General features: G+C 39.1%; 19 protein-coding genes. 12 read left to right on the top strand and 7 right to left on the bottom strand.

Going from position 1 to position 21108, the window contains the following annotated elements; all coding sequences use genetic code 11:
• Nucleotides 1–55: 55 nt before the first annotated feature.
• On the bottom strand, nt 56–613 hold the full coding sequence (locus MR181_RS01765) for a hypothetical protein (protein ID WP_242334197.1): 558 nt from the start codon (nt 611–613) through the stop codon (nt 56–58).
• Between the two features lie 1088 nt (nt 614–1701).
• On the opposite strand from MR181_RS01765, the gene MR181_RS01770 reads away from it, so the two are divergent.
• Nucleotides 1702–3678, top strand: a complete 1977-nt coding sequence (locus MR181_RS01770; protein ID WP_242334535.1) for a Dam family site-specific DNA-(adenine-N6)-methyltransferase — start codon at nt 1702–1704, stop codon at nt 3676–3678.
• A 48-nt stretch (nt 3679–3726) separates the two neighbouring features.
• Here the strand turns inward: MR181_RS01770 and MR181_RS01775 are convergent, their stop codons facing one another.
• The 6 genes from MR181_RS01775 to MR181_RS01800 form a co-directional block, all read right to left on the bottom strand.
• The gene (locus tag MR181_RS01775; RefSeq protein ID WP_242334199.1) at nt 3727–5487 is read right to left on the bottom strand and encodes a restriction endonuclease FokI recognition domain-containing protein; all 1761 of its coding nucleotides are present in this window, start codon (nt 5485–5487) and stop codon (nt 3727–3729) included.
• A gap of 40 nt (nt 5488–5527) precedes the next feature.
• On the bottom strand, nt 5528–6526 hold the full coding sequence (locus MR181_RS01780; RefSeq protein ID WP_242334202.1) for a DUF2971 domain-containing protein: 999 nt from the start codon (nt 6524–6526) through the stop codon (nt 5528–5530).
• Between the two features lie 10 nt (nt 6527–6536).
• Entirely contained in the window at nt 6537–6617 is an 81-nt protein-coding gene (locus MR181_RS08900) for a helix-turn-helix domain-containing protein (protein WP_242334538.1), read from the bottom strand.
• A 95-nt stretch (nt 6618–6712) separates the two neighbouring features.
• Nucleotides 6713–9010, bottom strand: a complete 2298-nt coding sequence (locus MR181_RS01790) for an AAA family ATPase (protein WP_242334205.1) — start codon at nt 9008–9010, stop codon at nt 6713–6715.
• On the bottom strand, nt 9001–9651 hold the full coding sequence (locus MR181_RS01795; protein ID WP_242334208.1) for a hypothetical protein: 651 nt from the start codon (nt 9649–9651) through the stop codon (nt 9001–9003). The genes MR181_RS01790 and MR181_RS01795 overlap by 10 nt, the downstream gene beginning before the upstream one ends.
• Before the next feature lie 12 nt (nt 9652–9663).
• Entirely contained in the window at nt 9664–10533 is an 870-nt protein-coding gene (locus tag MR181_RS01800) for a hypothetical protein (RefSeq protein ID WP_242334211.1), read from the bottom strand.
• Nucleotides 10534–10956: 423 nt separating this feature from the next.
• On the opposite strand from MR181_RS01800, the gene MR181_RS01805 reads away from it, so the two are divergent.
• The 11 genes from MR181_RS01805 (at nt 10957) to MR181_RS01855 (ending at nt 20797) form a co-directional block, all read left to right on the top strand.
• On the top strand, nt 10957–11475 hold the full coding sequence (locus MR181_RS01805; protein ID WP_098034987.1) for a sigma-70 family RNA polymerase sigma factor: 519 nt from the start codon (nt 10957–10959) through the stop codon (nt 11473–11475).
• 98 nt (nt 11476–11573) lie between these two features.
• Nucleotides 11574–11777: a hypothetical protein gene (locus tag MR181_RS01810; RefSeq protein WP_098034986.1), complete on the top strand. Its 204-nt coding sequence runs from the start codon at nt 11574–11576 to the stop codon at nt 11775–11777.
• Nucleotides 11761–12096, top strand: coding sequence for a hypothetical protein (locus MR181_RS01815; RefSeq protein WP_098034985.1), 336 nt, complete (start codon nt 11761–11763; stop codon nt 12094–12096). Before MR181_RS01810 ends, MR181_RS01815 begins: the two co-directional genes overlap by 17 nt.
• Nucleotides 12093–13232: a DUF2800 domain-containing protein gene (locus MR181_RS01820; protein ID WP_242334214.1), complete on the top strand. Its 1140-nt coding sequence runs from the start codon at nt 12093–12095 to the stop codon at nt 13230–13232. Before MR181_RS01815 ends, MR181_RS01820 begins: the two co-directional genes overlap by 4 nt.
• Nucleotide 13233: 1 nt before the next feature.
• Entirely contained in the window at nt 13234–13785 is a 552-nt protein-coding gene (locus MR181_RS01825; protein ID WP_346816012.1) for a DUF2815 family protein, read from the top strand.
• Nucleotides 13786–13840: 55 nt separating this feature from the next.
• Nucleotides 13841–15775 carry a DNA polymerase gene (locus tag MR181_RS01830; protein ID WP_242334217.1) on the top strand — a complete coding sequence of 645 codons (1935 nt, stop codon included), beginning with the start codon at nt 13841–13843 and terminating at the stop codon, nt 15773–15775.
• A gap of 84 nt (nt 15776–15859) precedes the next feature.
• On the top strand, nt 15860–16246 hold the full coding sequence (locus tag MR181_RS01835) for a DUF7768 domain-containing protein (RefSeq protein WP_229048342.1): 387 nt from the start codon (nt 15860–15862) through the stop codon (nt 16244–16246).
• 2 nt (nt 16247–16248) lie between these two features.
• Entirely contained in the window at nt 16249–18504 is a 2256-nt protein-coding gene (locus tag MR181_RS01840; RefSeq protein ID WP_242334220.1) for a phage/plasmid primase, P4 family, read from the top strand.
• Nucleotides 18505–18715: 211 nt separating this feature from the next.
• Complete coding sequence (locus tag MR181_RS01845; RefSeq protein ID WP_242334223.1) at nt 18716–18997, top strand: VRR-NUC domain-containing protein; 282 nt, start codon at nt 18716–18718, stop codon at nt 18995–18997.
• A complete protein-coding gene (locus MR181_RS01850) occupies nt 18978–20333 on the top strand; it encodes a DEAD/DEAH box helicase (protein WP_242334226.1) in 1356 nt (451 codons plus the stop codon). The genes MR181_RS01845 and MR181_RS01850 overlap by 20 nt, the downstream gene beginning before the upstream one ends.
• Nucleotides 20330–20797 carry a restriction endonuclease gene (locus MR181_RS01855; RefSeq protein WP_242334229.1) on the top strand — a complete coding sequence of 156 codons (468 nt, stop codon included), beginning with the start codon at nt 20330–20332 and terminating at the stop codon, nt 20795–20797. The genes MR181_RS01850 and MR181_RS01855 overlap by 4 nt, the downstream gene beginning before the upstream one ends.
• Nucleotides 20798–21108 lie beyond the last annotated feature (311 nt).

Below are 21108 nucleotides of genomic sequence, written 5' to 3' on the forward strand. Positions count from 1 at the left end.
TAGAAACCATGCAAAAAGCATAGACTCTAGCTTTCAAATTTCAGTTCTATAAAAATCAATGTGCCAATTTAATCTCTCCAGCAGCAATTGGCAAAGTTGTATGTGTATCATAACTCATAACATTACCGGCAACGCTAGATGGCAATTTAAGATCCGCTGGTACGCCGTGAACATAAACTACTCGTTTATCTAATTGAAGATCGTCACTACCAAATGCTTGCTTAAACTTTGCTTGTAAATCTTTTAATGGGACATCCTTATCATATTCATAATGACCGTATTTATCTGCAACCGGGTAACCATCATGGGGAATGTTCATTTCTTGTGGTGCATCATCAAAAGGAACCATCGTTGTCCCAGATACTGCCTCTGTTTCAGGTAAATCAATAAAACCATCATGATTCACGTCCTGCATTAGCGTCGGAACATGAGCTTGTTTCCCATCTGGAAATCCATGAAAATGTTCCCAATGCTCAATATTGGCAGGCGTATCAAACATTTCCACATGAATATGAAGGCTATTACCATTTTCACTAAATGTTGCTATTCCATGCGCCTGTGTTTCAATTTTGTCCGCATTTATTGGTTTAATTTTTGCAATATAGTCAATCATATTTCTCATCCTTCCATTTGATTATTGCGATATAAATCTAGCATAAAAGCATTTTACAAAAATTGATTATAATCAATAAATTAAATCTTTGATTATAAATATCTTTAATAATTAACATCCATTATCTTATCGTCTTGTCAACCATTACTGCTTCTCTCATCAACTTAACTCCCCAAAACGGACACTTATCTACACAACCTAAAAATCCAGCACGTTGTCCACTCGACTCTCTAGCTCAATAAGCAAAAAGTGTACTAATTCCAAGCTTCAAAAGAGGAATTAGTACACTTTTCATCTATCAAGAATGCCGGCATACCGGCGTTTACCACCTATTTATCTGTCTAAGTATTGCAACACTCTCAGCGGCCACTCTCCAATCACTCGTCGCTCTGCTCCTCATTTTTGGGTGCGCAGTAGATACTTTCCAATCGAGCTACTCTTCGTTTGCTCTCTTGGAGTACCCTTGCGTAGCCTATCCGTAATTGCTAAAACTCAACGGCTAGGTTATATCGCATGGAGTATTTCAAAGCTTTCACGCTCTCAACGGTTCGTACCAACAAATCGCTACGTCACTCCGTCCCTTGCTCTTCGGGTACTATAGTATGGAGTATCACTAGTACTCCCTTCGTCGCTTTTAGCTCCTCGACAGTACTGTGATACTCTCAACATGCCACGAGCTTGGTTGATCAATTACACATTCTTGACTAACTGCTGTGCTAAGCATTTCTTGTTACATTTTCCAAATCAGCACAAATGTACACTCGTCTTTATAATGGCCTATTATTGCCAAATTCTAGTAATTAATCACAACTCTAATATTTCATTGGTTTGTGGGAAAGTAAATGCCGGGTTTCATTTGAAACCTCCACCACATAAGCTTAATTTCAACACATACTCATTTATCTAATACATGAAGAATAATAATTTTTCCCTTCCACACAATTTTTTGGGGAAAGCATTTTCTGTTACTTACTATTTCTAATCTTTTACATTCTGATGATTAGAAATAAAATCGGTTAAATAGCTTGAATTTATACTATTCTTGATTTATCCTAGTTGTTACTAGGATGAATACGGATGTGAAAATCATGAGATATATTGGTTCCAAAAGATCATTATTAGAAAACATTGATAATGTATTAAGCAAACATATTGACGGTACTGAGCAAATTTTTCTTGATTTATTTGCCGGTACAAATGTAGTAGGAAGACATTTCAAAAGTCGATATACCATTATTAGTAACGATATATTATATTTTAGTTTTGTTAATTCAAAAGCAACAATTGAAAATAATGATAGGTTAACATTTAATGGGTTAAAAAAAATCGGCATTAGCAATCCGTTCGAGTATTTTAATGATGATAAAAACATAAGGCCTACTAATCATTACTACGAGAAAGCCTACTCTCCTACTGGTCAAGCAATGTACTTTACTAAGAATAATGCACAGCGAATTGATTTTATAAGGGATTCTATTGATGACTGGTCAAACAAAAAATTACTATCAAAAAATGAATACTATTATTTAGTTTCATCTTTAGTTGAATCTATCCCATACATTAGTAACATCACCGGAACATATGGTGCCTATCTTAAAAAATGGGATAATCGTGCTCTTAATAAATTATACGTTAGACCTCTAGATGTAATTAATAATGGACGTGCAAATAAATCATACAATGTTGATGCCAATGAATTAATAAAAAGCATTAAAGCAGATATAACGTATATTGATACTCCATATAATAATCGACAATATGCCTCAAATTACCATGTATTAGAAAATATTGCACGAAATAATAAACCAGAACTAAAAGGTAAAACTAGTATTTTTGATTGGAAAGCATTACGTAGTGACTATTCTATGAAAAAACGCGCACTAAATGCAATGGAAGATTTAATCAAAAATATTAATAGCCGGCATGTAATTCTTAGTTATAGTAATGAAGGTATCATACCAGAAGCTGAATTAGTCAATCTTATAAATAAATATAGTACTGCAGACGTCGAAGTTTATCACATAGATTATCGAAAATACAAATCCAAAATTAAGTCTAAAACAAGTGGATTGAATGAAATGCTAATCTACTTTAGTAAGTCAAAGGCCAGAAATTTCAAAAATAACGAAATCTCCAAATCTATTAAAAAAACAAGTACGTGGAAACCAAGGTTAAAAGCTTCCTATATCAAAAGCCCACTAAATTATATTGGTGGTAAATACAAACTCCTACCGCAAATTATCCCACTGTTCCCAGATAAGATTCATACATTTGTAGATTTATTTTCAGGTGGTGCAAATGTTGGAATAAATGTTAAAGCTGACAAATACTATTTTAATGATATGAATTACCGTATCAATGATTTATTTAGATTTTTTGACAGGCATTCTGCCGATGAACTCGTAGATATGATTCACAACAGAATAAATGAATATGGATTAAGTAAAACGAACAAGGAAGCTTATCTAAATTTTAGAAAGGCTTACAATAGCAATCCAAACCCATTAGACCTGTATGTGTTAGTTTCGTATTCATATAATTATCAATTTAGATTTAACAATTCTATGAAATTTAATAATCCATTTGGTAAAAATCGAAGTAGCTTTAGCAAAAATATGGAAGAACACCTCAGAATGTTTGTTAATAAGTTGCATACTATTGATGCAGAATTCACTGACAAATTATTTGATCAGTTTGACACTTCTATTTTGTCATCAAAAGATTTTGTTTACATGGATCCCCCATACTTGATTACAACAGGCAATTACAATGATGGAAATCGTGGGTTTTTAAATTGGGGAGTAAAGCAAGAAAAATCTATGTACCAACTTATGGACAATTTAACTTCTCGGCATACTAAGTTTGCTTTAAGTAACGTTCTTAATCACAAAGGACGTAGTAATGATTTATTAAAAGAATATATTAATGCGCGTAATTATATTACCGTTACCCATTTAAATTATACTTACCGAAATTCTTCGTACAATACGAAAAATGAAGAGTCTGATGAAGTTGTAATAACAAATTACAACCCTAAAACATATCAAGTGGATACATTATTTTAAAAATAAAAGAACTGTGGTCACAATAATCATCACAGTTCTTTTGCTTTGTTAAACTAATTGAATAACATTATTATGCATATAAGTTGGTAGAATGTTGACATTTAATGCACCTTTCATAACCGCATCAGCCCCTAATAACAGTTGTGAAACTTCTAATCCACCCCCATTAATACCAGTTCTATAATGCGTTTGCTTCAATTGTTCATTAAACTTTGGCAAGAACTTTCCGGAAACCCATAAGTAGTAAAATTTATTTTCAGGAATATTATCACCAAAATTATTCCACCACTCATTTGGTTGACGTATTTTATCACGCTGTTTGTTATCCTCAATGTAACGACACATTTCATCTATTTGGTTAATATGCATACCATAGCCCTTTTCATAGGCCTTAGTGTCTAAAATAATTCCAAATTTACCATTAAATACCACACCATCAGGTTTATTCTGTCCGCCCAGATGTATGGACGATAATCCGTAGCAGTCTTTAAAAAGTCCTGCAGTTATGATTTCAAAATCCTGATGACGATGATGATCAAATGCAATATCCAATAACTCAATATACTTCTCTGGAAGATTTGTAATTTTACGATAATGATTCTTTATTCTCTCAGAATCAAGATCTGCCTCTGCTGGTGTAAATGCTTGGTTTGGAATATCAATTCCAACAATATTATCTTGAAGAATAATCGAGTTTCCGTTTTGCTTTATACGGAGCCCAAATGAAATAAGCTTTTTAATTTCACTATTAAGCAAAGATTCATCTACTTCAATACCTTCATTGCTTAGAAAATCAATTAGTGCAGAAATAGTATGGTGGTGACTAAGTCCAATTATTATTTTTGCACGCCTTGTCCTTACAAAATCTCGTGTTTGTTCACTATCTTGTTTTCCAGCAATTGCTAAAAATTCCCATAAGACGTATTTAGGCCTAGTTGAGTTTTTTGATGATCCATTTGCCTTTTTTATTGCGTGCAACCCCTGTCCAGTAATGGAATAAGTTTGGAAACCAGAAATAGTTCGCCCATCATCAAGCTCATATTTGTTGGTATGTTTTTTTACAAATTTCAGTTTTGACAGCCAACCCGCTATCATGCGGGCATACTTATCCGAAGTACCTTCAACATCAGATTTAATCTTGTCATGTTCTTTTTTCGTTGCCGCAGATTTTAACCAATCAATCATTAAATCTTCATCATAAGACGTAAACCCCTTTTCGCCAATGAACCCCAGCCTATTTCCGATAGCGAATTTCGTTAGTGGTTGTTTACTCTCAGCTAACAGAGACAGGATCCTAGTAGCAGGTGGATAAGACAGCATGGCATTTTGAAGAATTTCCATCTCTTCTACTGATCCATCAGCTGCTTGTGACAACTTTTCCCCAAGCTCTGTTATTTTAAATAGATCTTTTTCTCTATTATATGAAACAAAGCCTAAGCTTACTGCCCAACGAAGGAATCCATCAGCTGTCCAGTTATCTGTATAAAACTTTCCTTTAGTGTTAGCAGACTGCGGTAGTATGGTAACCTGTAGCAAAGAATTAGCAATTGCATCGCTTCGCTTCTTAGGAGATTTTCCCGCTTTATTGCGACTAGTACCGACTAAATCTTCATAAGTAAACTCGGATACTTTATTATCAAGCTCGTCTTGTAATCTTTCTTTATCGCTATCAAAATAGATCACATTATTAATTGTATGCTTATCCAACTCTTCATATTGTTTAGATTGTGGATCAAATACCTGAACTGTCTTTTTCAACTTTGTAAAATCAGAAGGATTTTGAACCCAACCAAATGTTCTAAATGCCATTAATAAAGTCACCTTTCATTTTTTATATGCCGTAACATCGCTAATATGGTAAAGTACTTTTCTTTACATCAGCACCTGGTTTATATTTGCTAATAATTGCCCTAACTTCTTTCTCACTCTTATCACACGTCGGCGATATGGTAACCGATTGTATGTACTCAGAAATAAACTCACAGTTGATATAAGGAACTCCATTTATTTCTAATTCTGGTGAAACTGTACCGTCATTTTTTCGTAACGACACGAATCTAAACTCTTCTTCATGAGATAGCTTAGGATTTTTGAAAGCCATATTAAATAATGCAATGTTCTTTGAACAAAGTGTAAGAATTTCCTTCATATCGTCAGGATCATTTTTTAATCCTCTATATGCGTCTAACCATTCTTGGGCTAATGGTTCTATATAGTTTTCTTGCTTCTGCGCATCGTACATCACATTTAATGGAAACGTATAAGCATCACCTAAGTCAAATTGATCTAAACTCTTTTTACCGTGGGAGTTATGAGTAGCCAGCATATTCATTACATCTTTTTCGCCTAACTCCAGGGCTATTCCTTCATTTCCACCATACACGTGAAAAAGTGTTTCGGAATCATCATTTTTTGAAAATGACCAGATATAGGCATCATAAAAAGGCTGATTCTCTACCATTTGTTTAAAGCTACTTATTTCTTCACTAGTGGCTTTACAATTTTCTAAATATTTAATAGCTAACTTACTTGCCCATCTAAATTCATCGGGATCGTTCATAAAATTAGCTTGTTTTATTCTAAAGTAACCTGAATTCAAAATGCTATTCAAGGAACTCATAGTGGTGTAATGGAATAATGATGTATTTCTCTCTGCACTTTCTCCAAATGTATGTACATTTATTACTATATCCGCATGCTTATGAAAAGCTGAATGTGGATCGTGATAATTAACGATAGCTCGTTTACCATTGTCATTTAAGTTAGCTATCATTAATTTAGTGTTTTTGGGGACATCATCAGTCAGTAAGCTATTCAAATAAGAATCTATATAATTTTTATCATGCATGGAATATCACCTAATTTTTTACAATTTCCATAATATCACTAATGTCACAATCTAAAGACTTACAAAGTTTTAGCAATACTTCAGTCGTCACATTGCCATTTTACTTAACTTTGCAATAGAAGCAGCATTTATTCCACTGGCTTTTTGTTGTAGCAAATGCTAATTTTTTCGTGACTGATAAATAAGTTATTTATTCATCATCATATTGAAATGTTGTTCCTGACCCATACACTGAAATATCAGTTCAAACGTTTTTCGACATTGATCGTCATTTACATCTGTCTCTACAAATAACACATCATCAGTTATTCCCATCGATTCATCGGTAATATAGGAAAGAATTGCTGACGCCAGATTATAATTTTGAAATCCATCTTGAATGAATTTATCTCTATTATCTTCCAAAATTTGCTTACGTAGGCTTGCCCTGCTGTGCCCACATATTTGCAAAAAATAATATTCCAGAATCCTGCGCATGACATTAATTAATACTGCACCAGACGCCTGCTGGTATTCTTCCCACAAAGTAGCATAAGAATTTTTAACTGGATTAACATTCATCATGTGGGTTGGACAGTTGGGATTTTGTTTCTCGCAAAGTTTAACATCCGACTGATTATTCTTTTTGCTGATCAGATAGAAAGAAACGTAGTTATATTCATTTTCGTATTCATAGGAAACTTCACGCTGGAAGAAGGCATTATGCGTAAAGATGAAAATCTGCTTAATAAAATTGTCGTCAGTCAAATTGCGTCTATTGTCAGCATTATTTCTACAAATTGATACTAACTTCCTAATTTCAGCACTGACGATAAATAGTGTGCTACTATCCATGCTGGAAACCGGATCATCAATAATGACTATCTTGTCTTTCAAATTTCCATTCTTATTGTCACTTCCATAAACTTGCTGAAGAAAATACATGAAGGCAATAAAGTTTCTTTCTCCTTCACTAAGGTTCTTGGCTACTGTACCGGTTTCGGTACGTACAACCTCATAATTGATAGTTGGTGTTTTTTTATCATCTGAAAGGGCTTTTGCAGGGCGAAGTTTGAATCCCTGAAATCCTGAATCTTGCAGCATAGTATTAATGTTATTCATGGCAGTTTCAGTTTCTACTGTCTGCTGATTTAATTCAACGATCTGTTCATTTATAGAAGTTAAACTCGTATATGACTCTTTGATTTTTGTTTCCTGTGCTTTTATTTCATCATCTATCTGTTCTTTAGCTTGCTGATAATTGGCAATTAGTTCCTTCATGTCAAAAGCCATCAAAGCAAAAACAGCTTCTTTACATTCTTGCTTCTTTACGGACTTAGACGCAACGATTGTATTGTTCTCATCAATAAGGCTATTAAACCCGGTAATCATACCTTGCAGATCAGTCAGCATTGCTTTTAAACCGTTAAGTTCAACTATCTTTGAAGGCTCTTCTATTTTGGAACGAATCTTTTCAATATTACCTGTAATTACACCTTTTATAGCATTCAGTTTATCATTGTAATTCTGACGCTCAATTGTTGGATATAATGGTTCAGGAATTTTACGGATAGACGAAAATAAATTATTAGCTGTTTTCCGGTAATTTTCAAGAAACAGCCTTAATCTTTGACGATTATGTTCATACTGATCATCAAAACTTCGCTGAAATTCTTGTTCAAAAGAAAGTTCTAGCTCTCTAGAACAATAGGGACACCTGCCATTGGTTTTCTTTTGGAATTCAGAATGTCCTTGTTGTACCCACTCAGTAGCCCCAATCTGTTTGAAAAATGAGGCCAACTGGGTGTCAGCTGAATTGACAATGGCAATAGAAAGAATCTCATTATCCTGCACCTTATCCAGAATTGATGGATCAATTGATTCGTTAAACTTCGGATACTGTTTTGCATCCTCCGCATAGGCAGTATCATACAAATCTTTTAATTTTTGAGTATCTTGAGAAAGCGGTGCTGTTTCTAATAATTTATCAACAAATTTTTTCTTAGATGCCTTAAAACCTTTCTGAGTTTTTGCAAACGTTTTACGAATGGCTTCCGTCTTATCCCAGCAATTGCTATAAAATTGATTATTCAGCTGTTCTAATTTTTGCTCATGACGATCGCGATCTTCTATAGCATTGGTCCTTTTTTCATCCAACGTTTCTTTTTTCTTCTTCAGCTCATTAATATTTTCCTGAATCTCAGCGTTGGTTGAATTAATCGTATAAACACCTGGTAAGTTCTCATTACTTCGGACATTCCGCTCAATATAATCTTGATCATAAAGCATAATTTTTTTATCTTCAGTAGTCGTTCCTGTAGCAAACGTTACTCCTTTGCCTGACCGTATTGTTTTAGCAACAGTTGACTTACCGGTGCCGTTGCTACCGAAGAAATAGTTGATATACGTGGGGGTAATTTTTGCTGGATTGTTTTTGAATGTGGCTTGATTTACTAATACCTCTGTTATCTTCGATGGCATTTTCCTAGAATTAATCATTTCCATCCTCCTTTTGTAATATCTATTTTTAGACGCTTTAAAACCTGAAAAACATTTTTGGAGCGGACAGACCAGCCGCAAATATTTAGATCGGTTAAATCACAGCCAACGTTAATCCCCAGCGAGTGTGCGATGTCTGGCTTACAAATGGCCTGTTTAGAAACTATACACAAGGTTCTAAAATCTAATCTTATAAAAGTATTCCTGACAAACACATCGTGAATGTATCCTAATGCGAACATTTGATCATAGCTAGTACTATTGGTTTCACAGTGATATCCTGTGTTTTTTCGACAAATCAAAGCTGGGAAAGTTTTTAATTCTGCTATTCCCTTTTTTGATAAAGAGGAACACCTGTGCAGTATTTCAGGTGGTACCATATTTTGAGTTAATGCCCGGTTTGTGGGAATAATTACGTAATTCTGTTCAAATACATCTGAATTATCGGCCACTATCAGTTGGTAATATTGACGACTAAATGACCGCAAAGCAATCATATCAGCCGTGGAACCGTGCAATGGTTGCCCTTTTTGAGCAGAATTATAAATATTCACCGTTCCATGATTATCTATGTATGTACTTTTGTTACCATTCTGCGTGACATTTTTGGCAATTTCTTTGCCGGATTCCATTAGATAGTTACCCATTAAAATCTCCCTTTACAAATTCATATTTATCGTTCCATTGTTCGTCAAGTTAATGTTATGATCACCATTCTGCACAACGTTTGTCTGATGATTAATGACTGTTTGATTCGCCCTTGAACGTTCATCATGTTTTTGAGGTTCAATAATATCGACCTTCTCAGATTCGTCTGAGGAGGTTTTTTTATTTTGGGCACTATCCGATGACCAATCTTTTACCCAGCCAGACACTGTAATTTTTTTGGCCGTCATCTGTCCAATATCACTGCTAAACACTCTCGGCTTCCGATTTTCTTTTTTACCTAAGATATTTAAAGTTGCTACCCCTTTTTTATTTTCCCCTCGTCTTTCAGATAATACGAAAAACAGGATGCCTACAAGAAAAGGCTCCAATTCAAAACTTTTATTCTTCAAAAGTTGCCCTTTAGTTATGGCTTTACCGTTAGCCATTGTATAAAACTTCTGGCTGTCACTAATAGAATCATCTTTCTGTATAATCTCCAATACAGCTCCTACAAACCACTCACTTGTTTGGCGATCAAAGTGTTTATCAATGAAAACTTTCATTCTATCCAGGGCCAGCAAGTAATTATTATTTATAAGTTTCTGATAAACAGATATTTTTACGCAATCATTGAACGGTATATTTTTTGTTCCTTCTGTTTTTCCGTCTTTATATTGCGAGGTATCTTTAGCAGAAATGGAGTAATCATCACCTGTAAATGTACGTATCAATTCGTTCATGACAATTAGATCAGAGTGTTCATCATGATTACCTGATATATGTGATCTTGCATTACCATTTGGCTTCACGCTCTGTAAAAGTAAGAAAAATAGAACACACCCGCATAAATACATTTGATCATGTTTGCCTGTGTCTTTCACTTTGGACCACCTTCAATCTACTCAAAAGTAACTCAAGAAACCAAAGTAACTGAAGTAAGGCGATATATCTATTGACATCGACTGAAGTAATGACAGGTTAAAAGATGTAAAGAAATATAATCTCTTTACTTTGATTGCTTAAAGATGTTTACAAAAATTTTGATTTTGTATATATTCACATTTTAATTATATCAAGTTTTCAAATCTCTGTAGATATCTTTGTAATCAGTAGCATGTGTTGCCCGATCAACAACTTTTACTAGCATGCACCTAATTGCATAACATTCTGTAACAAGCCACTAGTAAGGCAAGTTGCAGTACCCAAGCGATTAATCGTTTAGGTCTGTTTCTTATTGCCTTGTTAGTGGCTTTTAGTGTGCCTTCGATTCCTTCGCTTGGGTGATCCCAAGAGGAGGAATTTTTATGAAGTTTAATAATAGCGAGTACGAATTAGTCGGTGAACAAAACGGCAAGTTAATTGTCCGTGTTAAGCATATGGATAACCAAACTATTGAAGTTACAAATGCTCAGGGCAACATCATTTTCGACTTTGATCATCAGCAGTACAACTCCGATCATCGCAACGAACGTCATCAAGATAAGTTTTTCAAGCAAGGGTTATCCGATCCAGATATGAATATGATGGACACCCTGGCGGATCGGAACTCTATTGAAGTTACCTCAATTTTCGGCAAGGACAGCCTACTCGACAAAATCATTGAAAAAGAGGACTGTCAAAGTCGACAAATGTTAGCTGAACAATTACCGACTGCTTTAGCCACCTTGACGAGCAAACAAAAATACGCTGTCATACAGTATTACTGCCACGGCATGAAGAAAAATCAAATTGCTAAAGAGATGGGCATCAGCAAGGTTATGGCCGGTCGTCACGTTAAAGCCGCAATTAAAAAGCTGCGCCAGTTTTACGGAATTGAAAATTAATTAGAAAAAAGTGGACCACAGTAGGTTCACTTTTTTGCTGTTTCTGGCAAATAGGTGTGAGGAGTAACTCACGAAACCTAACGAAAGGAGACCAGATGATGGCAAATAAGGTATCAATCAAGGTCACTAAGCACCCTCACCAAGAAGGTATTGTCAGTATGCGCAACATCACTATCCGGGAACGATTGCTCCGTCTACTGCTTGGCAAGCCACATCACTTGATGGTGATTGCGCCCGGCAAAGATGTTCAACAGCTACAGATTAATGAGGTAAAGGAGGTTTCCCATGAGTGCAATGAATGATTTGAACCTGCAACTGAAGGAGCGCGAAGAATTCTATCATCGCATGGCTGAAGAAGCGGTGGAAGGTCTTAAAACCATTCAGACCGTTCGTCAACAGTTATTCGGCAGTAACAATAATCAAGATGTTAATGAACAGCCGAAACGCAATCCAGTTCAAGATAAGATCACGATCCGTCAACTGCTGGCTAAGAAGTGCCAAGAAGGTTATACAGAACAGGTCAAGGAGCTTCTTCACAAGTTCGGTGCCGAAAAGCTGTCGGATGTTGATCCTAAAGATTACGAGAATCTGTATTACAGTGCGGAGGGGATCGGCCAATGAGCTCACCAACCCACCATGCTTTATTATCGGCTTCCAGTGCCAATCGGTGGCTAAGTGCTCCGCCATTACCACGTCTAGAGCAATACTTCCCGCACTCCACATCAGAAGCCGCCGCTGAGGGAACTGCTGCTCACGCTTTAGGTGAATACAAGATCCATCGGCTGCTCGGCGATCAGTTCAAGCGTCCCACCTCGGATTATCAATCCGATGAGATGGAAAGTTTAACTGATGACTATGCCAGTTATGTCATAGAGCAATACACCCAGGCTAAACAATATGCGGCTGATGCCAACATTAGCGTGGAACAGAAGCTGGACTTCTCTAAATATGTCCCACAGGGCTTCGGTACTGGCGATTGTGTGATTGTTTCTGATCACCTGCTCCATATCATCGACTTCAAATACGGCAAAGGTGTCCGTGTGGAAGCTAAAAACAATCCGCAGATGAAACTTTACGCAATCGGAGCCCTCGAGATGTTCGGCAGTCTTTACAACATTGATGAAGTCGAAGCAACGATCTTTCAACCCCGCATGGCCAACATCAGTACTTGGACCATCAATGCCAAAGAACTGATGCACTGGGCCAACACCGAACTGAAAGAAAAAGCTGAACTGGCCTTCGCTGGTCAGGGAACGGTCCGATATGGTCCCTGGTGTCAGTTTTCAGCCTGCAATGCGGTACTGCGTGCTCGCTACAATTATCATCACAAGCTCACCCGGTTTCAGCTCCGTTCACCGAGTTTACTAACAGACAGCGAAGTAGCTGAAGTTCTGGAACATATTGATGATTTAAATCGGTGGGCACACGAAGTTAAAGATTACGCTGCTGACTTGGCAATTAATCATGGTAAGCGGTGGCCGGGCTACAAAATTGTTGAAGGCCGTTCCATCCGTCGTTATAAAGATGAGAAAGCAGTCGCCAAGATTGCTGAAACTAATGACATTCATAACATCTACCAACAAAAGTTATTGCCAATTACTAAGTTAGAAAAACAGCTCGGCAAAAAGAAATTCACCGAACTGTTCAGTCAAGAGATTATTAAACCGGCGGGCAAGCCGACTCTAGTGCCGAATTCCGATTGGCGGCAGAGTATTGGAAAATCAAACCCAAAGGATGAATTTAAGGAGGAACCATAACATGTCACAACAAACTAAGGTCGTTACTGGTATTAACACTCGTCTTTCTTACGCCAACATCTGGGAACCCAAGTCTATTAATGGCGGTAAAGAAAAATACTCAGTCAGTCTGATTATCCCCAAGTCAGATCAGAAGACAGTCTCCGCAATTGAGAAGGCCATCGATGCTGCCATTCAAGAAGGCATTGGAAAGTTTGGTGGTAAGAAGCCTAACAAGGCCGCTCTGAAGCTTCCACTTCGTGATGGTGACGTTGAACGTGATGATGCAGCCTACCAAGATAGCTATTTTATCAACGCTAATTCAATTACTGCTCCACAAATTGTGGACAAGCATGTTCAACCAATCCTTGATCGCAATGAAGTTTACAGTGGCTGCTACGCTCGGGTTTCAATTAACTTCTATGCCTTTAACACCAACGGTAACCGTGGAATCGCCTGTGGCCTGGGTAACATCCAAAAGATCCGTGATGGTGAACCACTGGGTGGACATGCTAGTGCCAGTGATGACTTTACAGCAATTGATGATAGTAATGACGATGATTTCTTAGCTTAAACCAAAAGATGGGCAGTCGACTTTGACTACCCATTTTTTGTAGAAAGGATTTCTAATGAAACGGCTTTCGATTGATATTGAAACTTATTCCAGCACCAACCTAAATCATACCGGGGTTTACCGTTATGCCGATAGTGATGACTTTGAACTCTTGCTATTCGGCTATGCTGTCGACTTTGGACCAGTTAAAGTCGTTGATTTAACCCAAGGCGAAAAGATTCCATCACAGATTATCCAAGCCCTAGATAATCCCAACATTATTAAGAGTGCTTTTAATGCTCAATTTGAACGGGTCTGTCTGTCACGCTTTGTTGGTCACCGCTTAAAGCCAACTGGTTGGCATTGTTCTCGCGTTTGGTCTGCCACTCTCGGCTTGCCATTATCACTACGAGATATTGGAAGCGTGTTAGGGTTACCACGGCAAAAGATCACTGCTGGTAAAGAGCTTGTGCGCTACTTCTGTACACCTTGCAAACCTACGAAGGCCAATCAAAATCGCACTCGTAACTTCCCCTACCATGCTCCTGATAAATGGCAACAGTTTAAGCAATACAATCAGCGTGACGTCGAGGTTGAAATGGAAATCACCCAGAAGCTCGAATGCTTCCCCGTCCCACAGAATGAATGGGAAAACTACTGGATGGATCAAGACATTAACGATCGCGGTATCCGGATTGACCAACAACTGGTTAACAATGCGATCAAATGTCAAAACGTCTTCCATGACCAGTACTTACAAACTGCTAAAGAATTAACAGGTCTAGCAAATCCTAACTCTCCATTACAGCTAAAAGACTGGCTCCAGCAGCAAGGTATTAAAACTAATTCACTATCCAAAGCATCAGTGGCACAGCTATTACAAACCACTACCGGCACGGTCCATCAAGTATTAGCTCTCCGCCAGTTGTTATCTAAATCAAGTGTCAAAAAGTATCAGGCTATGCAGAAAGCTATGTGCCAAGATGGTCGTGTCCATGGTCTTTTACAATTTTATGGTGCTAACCGGACAGGTCGGTGGGCTGGTCGCCTTGTACAAGTACAAAATCTTCCCCGTAATTCAATGCCAGACCTCGAAGAAGCTCGCGAATTAGTTAAGCAAGGCAACGTACCAGCACTTGCAATGCTTTATGATTCAGTGCCAGACGTCTTATCACAATTGATTCGCACTGCTTTTATCCCTAGCAAAAATCATCATTTCTACGTGGCTGACTTCTCAGCGGTTGAAGCACGGGTGATTGCTTGGCTATCTAATGAAAAATGGCGACAAGAATCCTTTGCCAAGAATGAAGATATCTATTGTGCATCCGCGAGTCAGATGTTTGGTGTCCCGGTCGTCAAACATGGCATCAATGGTGAACTCCGTCAAAAGGGTAAAATTGCCGAACTCGCCCTGGGCTATGGCGGTTCCATTGGTGCCCTCAAAGCCATGGGTGCCACTAAGCTTGGCTTAACTGATGATGAATTACCGCCACTGGTTCAAATGTGGCGTAATGCTAGTCCTCACATTGTGCAGTTTTGGTGGGACGTTGATAAAGCAGCTAAAGAATGCATTAAAACGCACCTCCCGCAAACTACCCACGGAATGAAATTTATTTATCGCAGTGGTTGCATGTTTCTTCGTTTACGATCGGGACGTTATCTTTGCTACCCCAAACCAAAGATCGGCACCAATCGCTTTGGTTCTGAATCGATTACCTTCATGGGAATCAACACCGTGAAAAAATGGGATCGAATTGAAACCTATGGGGCCAAGCTGGTAGAAAACATTGTCCAAGCAACTAGTCGTGACCTGCTAGCTGAAGCAATTCGGCGGTTAGAAGCTACTGAGAATACGGTGGTAATGCATATTCACGATGAAGCCGTAATTGACGCCCCTTCCAATTGGTCACTTGACACCATGGTTCAGCTCATGACCGAAGTTCCAGACTGGGCCAATGGCTTAATCCTCAACGCTGCTGGTTTTGTTAGCGACTTTTACAAAAAAGATTAATTTTAATGGTTTACTTTCTGCCCTCATCTGGCTTATTGGTGAGGGCTTTTTTAGTTCTCTAATTTAATGAAAGGATCTGAATCTATGTCAGAAGCAACCATAGCAATTACCAAGCTGCGCCAAGATAAACTGAATCCACACTACCGACCAATGATCTTTGTCATTGCGCCGTTTACAGAAGTAGTAAAGAGCGATGCTAAAAGTACCATGACAGTGCGCTCTTACTGCCGTTTTATCTATCAACATGGTGGCATCCCCGTTTGTCCACAGCTTTACCTACCTCAATTTATTAACATGCACCATTCACGCGAATTTCAAGTAGCCGCCTTTATTAACATTGTGCTACTAACTAAATGCGCCGAAGCCTGGTCATTTGGTAAGCCAACACATGATATGCGCTACTTCATCCGCTTAGCCAAACGTAAAAATAAAAATATCCGCTACTTTAATAACGAAATGGAGGCTAACTAAAGATGCATTTTACTTTATCGACGGCAGCTAATTTCGGTCTGGCTAGCAATACGATCTATCCTCATCAACAAGCTATCACTAATGCACAGGAATTAGAACAGGCTGTCCACTATGACCATGTCTGTGGTCAATTTAAAAATAACCAACGCACCATTGCCAACTTCATCAAAGCTGACTGCCTAATCATGGACTGCGATAATGATCATTCTGACGATCCGACTACTTGGATCAAACCCGCAAACATTGCTAACTATTTCGATGATGTTTCCTACGCCATTACCTTGTCACGCAACAACATGAAAGCCAAGCACCATAAAGCACCCCGACCTAAGTTTCATGTCTACTTTCCGATTACTGAGATTACGGATGCTAAAACCTATACTGAACTAAAGCACGAAATTCAAGAATATTTTCCCTACTTTGATGACAATGCGCTTGATGCGGCCCGTTTTGTCTTTGGTGTGCCTAGTACTAAAGCCATCTGGCATGAAGGATCACAAACCGTAGACAAATTTATGATGGTTCAACGTTACTTTGCTCAGCAAAACATCGGATCAATCCATGAAGGCAAACGTAATGCTACCCTTTCGCATTTTGCCGGTCGCATCATTATGCGTCTTGGCAATACTGCTGAAGCTCGTCAGGCATTTCAGGAAGAAGCTGCTAAATGTGATCCACCACTAAGCAAGCAGGAATTAAAAAACATCTGGCATAGTGCCACCAAATTTGGTCAACGCATGGCTAATCAAAAAGGTTATATTCCGCCTGAAGAATACAATCAGCCCAATGACGATCTACAACCGGATGATTACTCGGATACTGGTGAATCTTATGTCTTTGTCAACAACTGCAAAGAGCGGGTTTGCTATACCAACCAATCAGGTTTTATGTGGTTCGATGGGAAGGTTTGGCAGGAATCGGAACCTTTAGCTCTCGGTGAAGTCCAGCGCTTTACCGATAAACAATTAGCTGATGCTCAGCTTCGTGTCACTAATAGTTATAAGAAGATTCAGCAAAATGGTGTGGCATCCGCCTTGCAAACCATGGGCAAAACTAAAGCTAATCGTACTTTTAACGATGAACAACTAGCCGTATTCAAGGATTACGAAAATGCTAAAGCTTACGAAGCATTCATTCTCAAGGAACGCAGCACCCGTGGTATTAACGGGATCTTAACTAATTCTCGACCAAAGCTCGTCAAAGAGATTAATAATTTTGATGCTGATCCATTTCTGCTGAATACCCCGACCGGTCCTTTCAATTTAAGGAAAGGGATGCATGGTCAGCAAGAAATTCAAGCTGATGAATTAATCACTAAATCCACATCCTGTGTTCCTGGTAGTCAAGGAGCTTCACTCTGGCAAGAAGCACTCACTACTTTCTTCTGTGGTGACCAAGCGTTGATTAATTACGTCCAAGAAATTGTGGGTCTGGTGGCGATTGGTCAGGTTTACCTGGAAGCTCTGATTATTGCTTACGGCAGCGGGAGGAATGGTAAATCAACCTTCTGGAACACCATCGCTAATGTACTCGGTACCTATACCGGTCACCTCTCGGCTGATGCCTTAACAACTGGTGTCCGGCGAAACGTCAAACCAGAGATGGCCGAAGTCAAGGGTAAGCGATTAATTATCTCTGCCGAACTTGAAGAAGGTAAACGACTGAATACTTCCATCGTCAAGCAACTCTGTTCAACCGATGAAATCTATGCTGAGAAGAAATACATGAAGCCCTTCTCCTTTACGCCCAGCCACACCATCGTGTTGTACACCAACTACCTGCCTCACGTGGGTGGGAATGATGAAGGAATCTGGCGGAGGTTAATTGTAATCCCCTTTAAAGCCACGATTGCTAAACGCAATGATATTAAAAACTACGCCCAGTACCTAACCGAAAAGGCTGGGCCGGCAGTTTTGCAGTGGATCATTGAGGGCGCACGGCGAACCATTCAGCAAAATTACCAGTTAACCACTCCAGTTGCCGTAACCAAAGCGGTACGAGCCTACCACGCTGATAATGATTGGCTAGGACATTTTCTTAATGAGAATTGTGAACTTGACCCCAGTTATGAACAAAAGTCGGGCGATCTCTACCAAAAGTATCGCGAATACTGCCAAGGCATCGGTGAATATATCCGCAGCACGACTGACTTTTACACCGCCCTCAAAAATGCTGGCTTTCAACGTCAACATAAACAAAACGGTCGTTTCATCAAGGGACTGCGATTAAAAGTTGATGCCGACGAATTCCTCAGTTGACTGTCATCGACTGTCACACTTTAAAAATCAAAAAGCTTGATACATCAGTGTTTACCAACCCTAATGACAGTCATGACACTCTTTTACATTACTTGTATATAGGAATAAAAATAGAAAAAAGAGTATAGAGAAGAGTAGTAAATCAACTGTCACGACCGTCATTAATCCTGACGAACCACTGACAAATCAACGTTTAGAAAGGATTTTACAAATGTTAGAAAAACGAATTGAAACTGCTTTTGTCAAAGCTACTCACCAACGTGGGGGTCTTTGCCTGAAGTTCGTCTCCCCATCGATAGCCGGAGTACCTGATCGGTTAGTTCTCCTGCCTGATGGCCACATGGGTTTTGTCGAGATGAAGGCTCCTGGTAAGCATCCCCGCCCGTTGCAAGTACAAAGACTTAACCAGTTAAAACAACTTGGTTACCAGGTTTTTGTTTGCGATCAGTTTGATCAGATTGGAGGAATGCTAGATGCAATACAAACCGCATGAATACCAACAATACGCAACTCAGTTTATTCTGGATCATCCTGTGACAGCAATCTTGCTTGATATGGGACTAGGTAAAAGCGTCATTACCCTAACTGCTATTAAACAACTTATTCAGCAGGGGAAAGTTCAACGGGTATTAGTTGTCGCTCCACTGCGCGTGGCTAAACAAACCTGGCCAGAAGAAATTGAAAAATGGGACCACTTAAAAGGCCTTAACTATTCAGTCGTCACTGGTTCTAAGTTTCAAAGGATCAAAGCACTGCAGCAAGATGTCGACATTTATATCATTAATCGGGAAAACTTAAAATGGCTAATTGAATCCTCTGGTACTTCCTTTGACTACGACATGTTGGTGATCGATGAACTCTCCAGTTTTAAGTCTTACCGCTCGCAACGCTTCAAAGCCCTCAAACGAGTGCGACCACTGATTAAGCGCGTGGTTGGCTTAACAGGCACACCGTCGTCTAATGGCTTGATGGATTTGTGGGCAGAGTTCCGCGTACTAGACATGGGCCAAAGACTCGGCCGTTTCATCTCATCTTACCGAATGAACTACTTTGACCCTGACAAGCGAAACATGTATCAAGTGTTTACCTACAAACCTAAGCCCGGTGCTGAACAAAGTATCTACCGCGCCATTGATGATATCACCATTTCTATGAAGTCTAAGGATTACTTGAGTCTGCCACCGTTAACTATGAACACCGTTCCGGTAAAAATGAGTAATAGTGAGCAGGCAATCTATGATGAGCTTAATGCCCAGCTAGTAGTTTCAACCCAGGGTAAACAAATCGATGCCCTCAACGCAGCCAGTCTATCGAATAAGCTTTGCCAGATGGCAAATGGTTGTGTCTACGACGACCAGCAGCAGATTGTTCAAATTCACCAGCGAAAACTTGATGCCCTTGAAGATTTGGTTGAAGCTGCTAATGGTAAACCTGTCTTGGTAGCTTACTGGTTCAAACATGATCTAATCCAGATTAAAAGTCGTTTCAAGGTTCGTGAGATCAAAACACCCCGTGACATTCAGGACTGGAATGCCGGTAAGATTCCTTTAGCTTTGATCCACCCCGCTTCTGCTGGTCATGGTCTTAACCTGCAGGCTGGTGGTGCTACCTTAATCTGGTATGGATTAACTTGGAGTCTGGAACTCTACCAGCAAACTAACGCTCAGCTCTGGCGGCAAGGGCAACGTCAACCAGTAGTTATCCACCACATCATCACTGAAGGCACCATTGACGAAAACATTCTGGTGGCCCTGAAACGCAAAGACAAAACCCAGTTAGCTTTGATTAACGCAGTGAAAGCCAACCTGAAAGGAAGTGTTATGGCATGAGTATCATGTGGAACTACTTAGACAAACGGCGAGCAACCGTTGCAGCATTGAAAGATTACGATGGTATGAAGTTCATCATTGACTCTTACCAAGACGACCTGAAGCTAGCCAAGGAACAAATGATTGGTGTCAGTTCGCCACGCTACGGTTTCGTACCTGGCAGCAGTAAAAAAGATAACCCAACTGAGCATCGCCTGCTGCATGGCATCGATGAGACAACCAAGCTGAATGAACGCTACCAACAAGCCCAACTTTACTTCAAGTGGTTCGAGCCAGCCTGGCAAGAGTTATCTGAAGACGAGCGCTTTGTTTTAGATGTCTGCTATCGCACTCCAAACCAGTCAATGAACGAGGGACTAACCATCGTGATGGACAAGTACTTCATTGCGAAAACCACTGCTTACAATCGAAAGAACAAAGCACTCGATCACCTCACGCTCTTACTTTATGGATCCTATCATTAGAAAGGTAAAACGCAGAACAAACAATTAGCCTATCCATGTTATGATGATAGTGTAGAAAATTAAGATAAGGCATTTGCTTTATAACACTGAAGCCTGGCAGCTTAGAACTGCTGGGCTTTTCTTATAACCTCAGAAAGGAGGAGTGTCATGCCTTACTCACCTAAGAAACCCTGTCGCTACCCTGGCTGCCCACGATTAACCCACAACACTTATTGTGACGCGCACGCCAAGCAAGTCAGCTCTCACTATAATCGTTACCAACGACCAAAGCGTAGTCGTCCGCGCTATCATCACGGCTGGCCAAAGATTCG

Source organism: Limosilactobacillus urinaemulieris, assembly GCF_932750685.1.
Classification (GTDB): Bacteria; Bacillota; Bacilli; order Lactobacillales; family Lactobacillaceae; genus Limosilactobacillus; species Limosilactobacillus urinaemulieris.

Coding starts and splice junctions, on each gene's coding strand:
- MR181_RS01840 (WP_242334220.1), top strand. CDS start 16,249: ATGCATTTTACTTTATCGACGGCAGCTAATTTCGGTCTGGCTAGCAAT.
- MR181_RS01850 (WP_242334226.1), top strand. CDS start 18,978: ATGCAATACAAACCGCATGAATACCAACAATACGCAACTCAGTTTATT.
- MR181_RS01770 (WP_242334535.1), top strand. CDS start 1,702: ATGAGATATATTGGTTCCAAAAGATCATTATTAGAAAACATTGATAAT.
- MR181_RS01845 (WP_242334223.1), top strand. CDS start 18,716: ATGTTAGAAAAACGAATTGAAACTGCTTTTGTCAAAGCTACTCACCAA.
- MR181_RS01855 (WP_242334229.1), top strand. CDS start 20,330: ATGAGTATCATGTGGAACTACTTAGACAAACGGCGAGCAACCGTTGCA.
- MR181_RS01835 (WP_229048342.1), top strand. CDS start 15,860: ATGTCAGAAGCAACCATAGCAATTACCAAGCTGCGCCAAGATAAACTG.
- MR181_RS01825 (WP_346816012.1), top strand. CDS start 13,234: ATGTCACAACAAACTAAGGTCGTTACTGGTATTAACACTCGTCTTTCT.
- MR181_RS01805 (WP_098034987.1), top strand. CDS start 10,957: ATGAAGTTTAATAATAGCGAGTACGAATTAGTCGGTGAACAAAACGGC.
- MR181_RS01765 (WP_242334197.1), bottom strand. CDS start 613: ATGATTGACTATATTGCAAAAATTAAACCAATAAATGCGGACAAAATT.
- MR181_RS01810 (WP_098034986.1), top strand. CDS start 11,574: ATGGCAAATAAGGTATCAATCAAGGTCACTAAGCACCCTCACCAAGAA.
- MR181_RS01830 (WP_242334217.1), top strand. CDS start 13,841: ATGAAACGGCTTTCGATTGATATTGAAACTTATTCCAGCACCAACCTA.
- MR181_RS01780 (WP_242334202.1), bottom strand. CDS start 6,526: ATGCATGATAAAAATTATATAGATTCTTATTTGAATAGCTTACTGACT.
- MR181_RS01790 (WP_242334205.1), bottom strand. CDS start 9,010: ATGGAAATGATTAATTCTAGGAAAATGCCATCGAAGATAACAGAGGTA.
- MR181_RS01795 (WP_242334208.1), bottom strand. CDS start 9,651: ATGGGTAACTATCTAATGGAATCCGGCAAAGAAATTGCCAAAAATGTC.
- MR181_RS01775 (WP_242334199.1), bottom strand. CDS start 5,487: ATGGCATTTAGAACATTTGGTTGGGTTCAAAATCCTTCTGATTTTACA.
- MR181_RS01815 (WP_098034985.1), top strand. CDS start 11,761: ATGAGTGCAATGAATGATTTGAACCTGCAACTGAAGGAGCGCGAAGAA.
- MR181_RS01820 (WP_242334214.1), top strand. CDS start 12,093: ATGAGCTCACCAACCCACCATGCTTTATTATCGGCTTCCAGTGCCAAT.